General features: G+C 70.5%; 8 protein-coding genes. 2 read left to right on the forward strand and 6 right to left on the reverse strand.

Features of this window, described 5'->3' with window-relative positions; genetic code table 11:
- Positions 1-180: 180 nt before the first annotated feature.
- The 3 genes from FPZ12_RS44945 to FPZ12_RS44955 are packed head-to-tail and all read right to left on the reverse strand — an operon-like array spanning position 181 to position 4825.
- Entirely contained in the window at positions 181-3396 is a 3216-nt protein-coding gene (locus FPZ12_RS44945; protein WP_424923712.1) for an arabinosyltransferase domain-containing protein, read from the reverse strand.
- A gap of 50 nt (positions 3397-3446) precedes the next feature.
- Entirely contained in the window at positions 3447-4094 is a 648-nt protein-coding gene (gene bluB / locus FPZ12_RS44950) for a 5,6-dimethylbenzimidazole synthase (protein WP_144761873.1), read from the reverse strand.
- Positions 4091-4825: a cobalt-precorrin-6A reductase gene (locus FPZ12_RS44955; protein ID WP_424923713.1), complete on the reverse strand. Its 735-nt coding sequence runs from the start codon at positions 4823-4825 to the stop codon at positions 4091-4093. Before FPZ12_RS44955 ends, bluB begins: the two co-directional genes overlap by 4 nt.
- Before the next feature lie 20 nt (positions 4826-4845).
- Here FPZ12_RS44955 and FPZ12_RS44960 point away from each other — a divergent pair, with 20 nt between their 5' ends.
- Together FPZ12_RS44960 and FPZ12_RS45930 are read left to right on the forward strand one after the other, a co-directional pair.
- Positions 4846-5892 (forward strand): cobalt-precorrin-5B (C(1))-methyltransferase, encoded by a 1047-nt coding sequence (locus FPZ12_RS44960; RefSeq protein WP_144761870.1) that lies wholly within the window; start codon positions 4846-4848, stop codon positions 5890-5892.
- 123 nt (positions 5893-6015) lie between these two features.
- Entirely contained in the window at positions 6016-6180 is a 165-nt protein-coding gene (locus FPZ12_RS45930; RefSeq protein ID WP_166463123.1) for a hypothetical protein, read from the forward strand.
- Here the strand turns inward: FPZ12_RS45930 and FPZ12_RS44965 are convergent.
- From FPZ12_RS44965 to cobM, 3 genes are read right to left on the reverse strand one after another with little or no spacing between them, the layout of a single operon-like run.
- Positions 6161-6565, reverse strand: a complete 405-nt coding sequence (locus FPZ12_RS44965) for a type II toxin-antitoxin system VapC family toxin (RefSeq protein ID WP_144761867.1) — start codon at positions 6563-6565, stop codon at positions 6161-6163. The two genes, FPZ12_RS45930 and FPZ12_RS44965, sit on opposite strands and share 20 nt — an antisense overlap.
- A complete protein-coding gene (locus FPZ12_RS44970; protein WP_144761864.1) occupies positions 6558-6833 on the reverse strand; it encodes a type II toxin-antitoxin system Phd/YefM family antitoxin in 276 nt (91 codons plus the stop codon). The genes FPZ12_RS44965 and FPZ12_RS44970 overlap by 8 nt, the downstream gene beginning before the upstream one ends.
- 32 nt (positions 6834-6865) lie before the next feature.
- Complete coding sequence (gene cobM, locus FPZ12_RS44975) at positions 6866-7618, reverse strand: precorrin-4 C(11)-methyltransferase (RefSeq protein ID WP_144761860.1); 753 nt, start codon at positions 7616-7618, stop codon at positions 6866-6868.
- Between the last annotated feature and the right edge of the window lie 28 nt (positions 7619-7646).

Consider the following 7646-nt stretch of genomic DNA (forward strand, 5'->3'; position numbering starts at 1 on the left):
TAACCCGCCCCACACCCCACCCTGCTTCCGATCCCCAGCATCCTCAGCTGTCGCTGGACAATCGCGGATCGGGGGCGGGGTGGGGCACCCAGCGCGGCCACGCGCGTCCGTTGCTGCCGCAACGCAAGCCACACGCAAGCAAAGGGCCCCGCACCCAAAAGATGCGGGGCCCCCGAGGAATCAACGCGTCTGCGTAGACCCGTTCGGCTGTTGTGGCCCTGGCCCGGGTGAGTACCAGCCCCACACCGTCTTCTCGCCGTGCTCCACGTGCGGTGCGACGCCCTCGGTGTACGGCTCGACCTGCATCAGCTGGCCCCAGGACTGCCCGGGATCACCGTCGAGGTAGCTCGGCACCTCAGGCTCGGACGCGACCTCCTCGAGCCAGCCGAGCGGACCGCCACCGATGTTGTCGGCGATCCCCGCCTCCGGCGCCAGCGTGCCCGCCGTGATGCGGTACGCGGGCACCGTCGAGATGCCGTCGTGCGAGGTGACCGGGTTCAGGCACGGGTAGACGAACGCCGCGGGCCAGTCCATGTACACCGGCGCATTGCCGACGCGCTGGGTGAGCGTGGTGAACGTCGGCACGCGGGGCGCGCTGACGGCCACCCAGCCGTCGTCGGTGACGTCGTCGTCCTGCGCGACCACCCGGACCACGGTGGCGTTCGCGGGCTGGTCACCGACCTGCACGCGCTGGTCCGCCCACTTGCCCTTGTCGTTGTCCGTGCCGTTGCCCGAAGCCGTCCCGGCACCGGTGGCCAGCACCGTGTCGCTCTTCACGACCTGGACGCCCTGCGGCGTCTCCGTGCCGAACTCCAGCGCGACGCTCGTCGCCTTGCCCGCCGGTGCCGCGATGGCGACCGCGACCTGCGCGTTCGTCTTGTCGGCCGGCAGCGAGTACCAGTCCGTGCGCAGTTTGCCCGTCGACGAGCCCGGGTCCTCGTGGTAGCTGCTCCACATCGGCACCGTGCTCGAGGTGAACCCGTGCGGCGGCCCGCTCAGCGGGTCGTTGTCGCCGTCCGCGTCCGTGTGGAAACCGGTTTCGGTCTTGCCGTTGTCCTCGTCGGTGGGCGGCAGGCCGGGCGCGGTCTCCTTCTTCACCGGCACGGTCGGCAGCGACACCGGCTTGAGCACGCTCGACACCGGATCCTGTTCCACCATCACATGGTCGGACAGGTTGCAGCTCTTGCCGAACACGTGCGCGACGTTCGCCGCGCCGAGGCTGTAGCTGCCCCACTGTTTCTGGATCGCCTTGCCCATGCTGGCGAACTCGAACACCACGACCGCGCCACAGACCACCACGAGCCCCAGCGAACCGAGCTTCAGCGCGCGCCCGCGCTGGCGTTCGGTGACCGGTGGTGGCAGCCCCGGTTTCGACATCCGCACGTTCTCGACGAACGCGAACACCGCCGCCACCGCGCCCGCGAGCAACAGCACCGTGGACAGGTGGATGCCGTGGATGGACGGCGCCTTGTCGAACCACGGCACGCCGAGGCTCGACACGAACCAGTACGCGTTCGGCCCCGTCGAGGCGAGCGCGGCGACCACGAGCAACCCGGCGAGGAACGCCGCCCGGTTGCGTTTCGAGCGCAGCACCGTGGAACTCGTCGCCAGCGCGGTGAGCGCGGCCATCGCCGAACCCACGGCGGCGAACGCGCCGAAGTGGTGCGTCCACTTGGTCGGGGTCAGCGCCAGCAGCAGGAAGAACAGCGCCGTGGTGCCGATCAGCCGCCGTGCCGGGCCGAGCGCGGCGCCCTGGATGCGGCCGCGCCGCAGCAGCACGACCAGGCAGGCGCCGGTGCACAAAACCAGCAGCAGCACGGGGAACCGGCGTGTCATGGACCCGTCGGCGCTGTCGGCGAACAGGAGCTCGTAGCGGGACAGCTCGTCGTACCACGGCAGGTTCGGGCCGACGTTGCCGCGCAGGCGGGTGGCCTCGCTGACGGTGGCGAACGTCTGGTCGGCGAAGACCACCACGAGCACGATGAACCCGGCCGCGGCTATCGGCGCCAGGATGCCCAGCCAGCCCTCTTCCTTCGCCCTCGCGCGAAGCATCTGGAACAACGGTCTCGCCGCGACCAGGAACGGCGCCACCGCGATGAGCGCTGTCGGCGTCGCCGCGAGCGCAAAGGCGGCGGCGAGCAGGCCGAGGCACAGCGGCAGCAGGCGCCGGGTGACGAGCGTCCGCTCGACCGCGCACAGCGCGAGCAGCGAGCCCAGCGCGGCCCACGGCTCCGGGCGCACACCGTTGTTGAACGGCAGCCACCACACCAGGAACACCATCGCGGCGGCCCAGCTGGCGGCCGGGCTGTGCCGGACCTGCGTGCCCAGCCGCGGCATCACCTCACGGCTGATCAGCAGCCAGCTGATCACGCCGATGAGGAACGAGGGCAGCCGGATCCACGGTGGCACCGTGGACACCGTGGCCATCAGCTCGTAGATGTGGTCGTTCCAGCCGAACGGGGCCTCCGCGACCCCGAACCACCGGTGGTAGTTGGTCAGATAGCCGACCTGGTCGGCGACTCTGGCCATGGTCAGGATGTAGCCGTCGTCGGACGTGACCGGCCCGATGAACACCCACGCGCCGAGCACCCCGAACACCGTGAAGTCCCGTGGCGTGAGCTTCCACCAGCCGATCGGCGCCCAGCGTGGCGCCCGCCGCGCGCCGCGGCGGTCCACCCGGTTCACCGCGATCAGGCAGCCGATCAGGGACAGCACCCCGAACACCCCGATGCCGACCTTCAGCCCGGTCGGGGACGACTGGTAGCGGGTGTCCGGCGTGATGGACACGCTGAGCCCGGCGATCGGGTCCTTCGCCGACGTGATGTCGGTGTAGATGCCGACGACCCGGCCGCGCACGTCACCACCGGAGTCGAACACCGGCGTGCCCGCGATCTTCAGCGTGGTGTGCGTGGCGTCGGAGGCGTAGCTCACGTCGCAGCCCGTGGCAGGCAGCTGCTGCCGCGCCACCTGCTGACCGCGGTTGAACGCCGTCAGCACGCCCTTTTCCACGCGCACGAACACGCCCGCGCCGTTGCCGGTCCGCGCGCCGGGCACCGTCGAGAACAGCAGCGCGCCGCCGGGGTTCCGGTTGTTGACCGACTGGATCGTGGCGCACGGCAGCTCGACCCGCATGTCCTGGGCCCAGTAGCTCGTGAGCGGCGCGTTCACCGGGCGCGTGTCGCTGCCCACCGGCCAGGTGATCTGGGCGGTGTCCTGCACCACGGGCAGGAACGGGAACGCCACGGCACAAGCGGCCGCGAGCAGTCCGAGCACGATCGCGAGCCACCGCCACAGCAGTCCGCGTGGTCTGTCTGAAGCTGTGGTCTCCGGGCTCGTCTGCTCCGGATCGGTCACCTCATCGGGGGTGACTGTTGGCGTCCTGCTGGCCATCCACATTGAACGAACGCTATCGCCCTGGGGTCGGAAGTTTTCTTCGGGTTCTCCGGTCACGGATTATGCACGGCTCCCTGTCCGCCGAAACGTTCGAGATGGGTGGCGGCCTCCAGCGGGCGCCTGCTACGCCAGCCATGGCGCTCCAAATCCGGCGTTTCGTGCAACCGGTTCACACCGCCGACACACAACCACGCGACGGGCCGGATTTCGGCCGGGATCCCCAGCAGGGAGCGCAGGAAGTCCTCGCGGTAGAAGCTCACCCAGCCCACACCGAGTCCCTCGGCGGTCGCCGCGAGCCACAGGTTCTGGATCGCCAGGCACACCGAGTACAGGCCCGCGTCGGCGATCGCGTGCCTGCCGAGCACGTCCGGGGCGCCGCGCCGCGCGTCGTAGGTGACGACGATGCCGAGGCTGGACTCGAGGATGCCCTCGATCTTGATGCGGCTGAAGGTTTCGGCGCGATCGGCGGGCAGCGACCGGTCGAACACGGCGCGTTCGGCCTGCACGTGCTCCTTGAACGCTGTCCGGGTTTCCTTGCTGGACACCAGGATGAAATCCCACGGCTGGGTCAGGCCGACGCTCGGCGCGGCGTGCGCGGCACCCAGCACGCGGGAGAGCACGTCCTCGGGGATCGGCTCACCGGTGAACTCCGCCCGTACGTCACGTCGTCTGGTGAGCACCTCGTAGAACGCGTCTGTCATGCCCCCAGCATCGCTGACACCCACGAGAGCGCGGCGGGGACGGTCTCGACCGTGGTCGTTTCGGGCCTGGACGGGCGTTTTACGACGACGACCGGGATGCCGCGTTCCCGTGCCGCGCGCAGTTTCGCCGTGGTCATCGTGCCGCCGCTGTCCTTGGTGACGAGCACGTCGATCCGGTGTTCCCGCAGCAGCGCCGATTCGCCCTCGACCTCGTAGGGGCCGCGGTCGAGCAGGATCTCGATCTTGGGCGGCAGCGGGGGTTCCGGCGGATCGACGCACCGCGCGAGGAACCACTGGTCCGTGCAGCAGGCGAACGCGGACAGTCCCTGCCGCCCGCTGGTGAGGAAGATCCGCTCACCCAGCTCGGTGATCTTGCTCGCGGCCTCGTCGAGGGAACTCACCCAGTGCCATTCGTCACCCGGTCCCGCCTGCCAGCCGGGACGCTGCAGCCTCAGTAGGGGTACCCCAGCCGTCCGCGCGCCCTGAAACGCCGACGCACCAATGCGTTCCGCGAAGGGGTGCGTTGCGTCGACGACGGCCTCGACGTGGTTTTCGGTGAGCCAGCGGGCGAGCCCGTCCGGGCCGCCGAAGCCCCCGACACGCACTTCGCCGACAGGCAGCCGGGGGTTCGCGACGCGGCCCGCGAGCGACGAAACGACCCGCAGGTCGCGCGCGACGAGCTCGGCCGCGAGCGCGCGAGCCTCGCCGGTGCCTCCGAGCACGAGAATCATGGGAGTCATACTCCCTGTTCATGCGGTACGGGTGGACCACCGGGGCGTGTGCGACAGCGGCGACGACGGCCGCGTACACCGCGCTGCTCACCGGCGAGTTCCCCGATCCGGTCGAAGTGCTGCTGCCCAAGGACAGGCGGCCGTCCTTCGCGCTCGCGACCGAGTCGCTGACCGCGGGCTCGGCGAGCGCGGGGGTGATCAAGGACGCGGGCGACGACCCGGATGTCACGCACGGTGCGCTGATCGTCTCGACCGTGTCCGCGGGAGAACCGGGCAGCGGCGTCACTTTCCGTGCCGGGCCAGGGGTCGGCACGGTCACGCTGCCCGGGCTGCCGCTGGCTGTCGGCGAGCCCGCGATCAACCCGGTGCCACGACGGCTGATGACCGAAGCCGTGGGCCGGGTCGCGGCGGAGCACGGCGGGTCCGGTGACGTCGTCGTGGAGATCTCGATCCCCGACGGTGAGGAGCTGGCGCGGCGCACGTGGAACCCGCGGCTGGGCATCCTCGGGGGGCTGTCGGTGCTGGGGACGACGGGCGTCGTCGTGCCGTACTCGTGCTCGGCGTGGATCGACAGCATCCGCCGCGGCGTGGACGTGGCGCGGGCGCTGGGGCACGAGCACGTCGCCGGTGCCACCGGGAGCACGTCCGAGCGGGTGGTGGCGGAACTGTACGGGTTGCCGGAGACGGCGTTGCTGGACATGGGGGATTTCGCCGGCGCGGTGTTGAAGTACCTGCGGCGGCATCCGGTGCCGCGGCTGACGCTGGCCGGCGGGTTCGCGAAGTTCTCGAAGCTGGCGGCCGGGCATCTGGATCTCCATTCCCAGCGCTCACAAGTGGATCTGCGGCTGCTGGCTTCGCTGGTGCCCGAGTCGCTCGCGTCTTCGGTCACGGAGGCGAACACGGCCCTGCACGCCTTGCAACTGGCGCAGGCGGCCGGGGTGCCGATCGGGGACCGGGTCGCGGAACGGGCGCGCGCGACGGCGCTGGATGTGCTGGCGGGCGCGAAGATCGAGGTGGACGTCGTGGTGATCGACCGCGCCGGGACGATCGTCGGGCGCTGCCCCTAGTCGCCTCTGGTTGGCTCTGGAGGAATCGGCTTCGGTGCGTCGAGACCGGAGAGCAGGTGCGGGCGCTGACCGATGAAAGGCACAAGGGGCGGGTCTACGCACTGTCCGGCCAGAAGGCGGGAGTTGCGCTGCGTCGAGCTTTCGGACGAGGAAACCCTGGCGGAGCTGGAAAAAACCACGCCGCCCGAGTACGTGAGCGCCTTCTTCGAGTTCTACCGGGACGGCATCCTCGACGAGGCCACCCTGCAGCCCGGCGCGCGGGATTTCCTTACAGCGCAACCACTTTGAGCATCTTTTCGAGGCCTTTGAAATCGCCGGCGTTGCGGGTGTAGAGCGGGAGCCCGTGCACTGAGGCGATCGCGGCGATCTGCAGATCCAGTAAGCGTGGCTTCGGTCGGCGTCCGGCTGCGAGCGTGAGCGAGACGAGCGTGCCGAACCGGGCGGCGGCGGGACCGTCGAACGGCAGCGGCTCGAACTCCGCCAGCGCGGCGCCGAGCTGTTCCGTGCGCGCGGCCCGGACCTCCGCGTCACGGGCCATCGCGACGCCCTGGTGCAGTTCGGCGAGCGTGATCGCGGTGATCTCCGGGACCTGCGGCAGCACGGCGGGGTCCAGACGCGTCAGGTCGAGGTAGGTGCAGGTGTCCAGTACGCCGGCCTCGGGCCGTTCAGCCACGGCGCCTCGTCCACGGGTCGCTGTCTTCGAGGTACTCGTCCGCGAAGACGACCTCGATGTCTTCCCGTAGGTGCACGAAATCCACCTCGGGCAGCGTGCGGTGCCGCTCCACCAGCTCCTCCGCGGTGAGCTTCCGGCGGCGCGAGAGCGGGCGCAGCTCGGCGATTTCCACGCCGTTGCGGGTGATGTGGTACGTCTCGCCCGACTCGACCGCATCCATCACGGCGGCCGAGTTGTTCCTCAGTTCGCGCTGGGTGATGGTGTCCATGTTCCAAGTGTAGCGCGCTGTAGCACGGTGTGCTACTCCCGGCTTTTCCGCGGCCGGCCCGTCGAGTACAGGAAGCTGTCCGGGAACGCTTCGGCGCCGAGCACGCGGCCGACGAAGATCACCGCCGCGCGGTTGATGCCCGCCTCCCGCACCTGCGCCGCGATGTCCGACAGCGTGCCGCGAAGGACCTGTTGCTCCGCCTGGCTCGCGCGGGCGACGACGGCTGCCGGGCAGTCGGCGCCGTAGTGCGGGAGCAGCTGCTCCACCACCTGCTCGATCCGCGTGATCGCCAGGTGCACGGCCAGCGTCGCGCCCGTCGCGCCGAACGCCGCGAGCGTTTCCCCCGAGGGCATCGCCGTGGAGCGGGCCTGGACGCGGGTGATCACGAGGCTCTGCCCGACGGTCGGCACGGTCAGCTCGCGCCCGAGTTCCGCCGCTGCCGCGGCGAAAGCGGGCACGCCGGGCACCACCGCATACGGCACACCGGCGTGGTCGAGGCGCCGCATCTGCTCGGCCACCGCGCTGTAGATCGACGGGTCGCCGGAGCACAGCCGCGCCACGTCGTGCCCTTCGCGATGGGCGTCGACCAGCGAAGCGACGATCTCGTCGAGCGTCAGCTCAGCGGTGTCGATCAGCCGCGCGCCGGGCGGGCAGTGCGCCAGCAGGTCCTCCGGCGTGAGACTGCCGGGATACAGGCACACCTGGCAGCTCGCGAGCAGGTCGCGGCCCCGCACGGTGATCAGGTCGGCGGCACCGGGCCCGGCGCCGATGAAGTGCACGGTCATTTCCGCAGCCTCCCCCACACCCCACCAG

It is taken from the genome of Amycolatopsis acidicola, assembly GCF_007713735.2.
In the GTDB taxonomy this organism is placed as follows: domain Bacteria; phylum Actinomycetota; class Actinomycetes; order Mycobacteriales; family Pseudonocardiaceae; genus Amycolatopsis_E; species Amycolatopsis_E acidicola.